The organism is Rossellomorea vietnamensis NBRC 101237, assembly GCF_001591825.1.
Lineage (GTDB): Bacteria > Bacillota > Bacilli > Bacillales > Bacillaceae_B > Rossellomorea > Rossellomorea vietnamensis.
Genome location: NZ_BCVQ01000105.1, coordinates 1 through 1,346 on the forward strand (window position 1 = coordinate 1; position 1,346 = coordinate 1,346).

Annotated in this window: 1 protein-coding gene; it reads right to left on the reverse strand. The window is 38.5% G+C overall.

Annotated features, from left to right (window positions below):
• Positions 1–87: 87 nt before the first annotated feature.
• Entirely contained in the window at positions 88–1,248 is a 1,161-nt protein-coding gene (locus BVI01S_RS21805; RefSeq protein WP_061811543.1) for an IS256 family transposase, read from the reverse strand.
• Between the last annotated feature and the right edge of the window lie 98 nt (positions 1,249–1,346).

Below are 1,346 nucleotides of genomic sequence, written 5' to 3' on the forward strand. Positions count from 1 at the left end.
GGCTGTCAAAGGCTCCTCACTTTGACAGCCTGCCCTGGCTATGACACCATTCGAATGGGAAGTTTCATTCAAAAATGCTTAGGGCTTTTAAAAGAATTTTCTTTTTGAATAATTGTTCTCTTGGTAATGAAATAATACTGCTCCAACCAACCGAAAAGCTGACTGCGTATTAGGGAAAATCCGTATGACCTTTTCTCTTCTTCGAACCTCTTGGTTTAAGCGTTCCAAACTGTTTGTACTACGAATGTGTGGTCGAATTTCCTCTGGGTGCTCCATGTACTGTATGGTATCTTCAAAGCCTTCATCTAAGATGGCCAACGCTTTTTCATATTTTTTATTCTCGCTAAACTGACTCATCAGTTCTTCTTTAAAGTTCCTCATATCTTCGATTTTGACGGCTTCAAATACCCGCTTAATCATCGTTCTAATTTCTTTGGAATCTTTCTTAGGGAGTTGGTTAATAATATTTCGTTTGAAATGTACATTACACCTCTGCCAACTGGTTCCAATAAATTCACGGAGAACGGCTTTTTGTAGGCCCTTATGGGCATCTGAAATCACAAGCTTAGGTGACTGTAAACCGCGCGATTTCAGCTGTTGAAAGAACCTACTCCAACTTTCGTAGCTCTCGACATGATCGACCATTAATCCTAAAATCTCACGATTATTTTTCTCAGTAAGAGCTGTCGCAATGTAGACGGCTTTTGAAACGACACGATGGTGTTCGCGAACTTTTATATACATGGCATCTACAAATATAAATGGAAAATAAGTTCCGTTCAGAGGTCTCTTAGCCCAATCATTAATGATAGGATCTAATTTTTGAGTCAGGGAAGAAACGAATGATTTTGAAACTGTTTCACCACAAAGCTGTTCCACAATATGAGTAACCTTACGGGTAGAAACACCATTGATCACCATTTCAAGCATCGAAAGAACAAAAGCTTGATCACAACGTGAGTACTTTTCAAATATGGAAGGAGAAAAATCTCCATTACGGGTACGTGGTACCTTCAATTTGATCTTCCCAACACTCATCGTGAAATCACGCTCATAGTATCCGTTACGATAATCTAAACGATCAGTAGATCGTTCGTAGGAAGCTGCTTGTAGGTACTGGTCTCTCTCCCTTTCCATGTATTCATTTAATACAAGGACGATGGCTGAGCGAACCACCGTTTCGATGTTAGAATTTATTACTGCTTCTTTTAAAGAATCCAAATCTAGGTTAAACTGTAATTGAGTCATCTTTATTCCTCTTCTCATTGTTTATCGTCGTTGAAAACAGTGTTGACAAGAAGGAATAAAATGACTCTTTCTTTTTACACAATTATATGGACTTAATC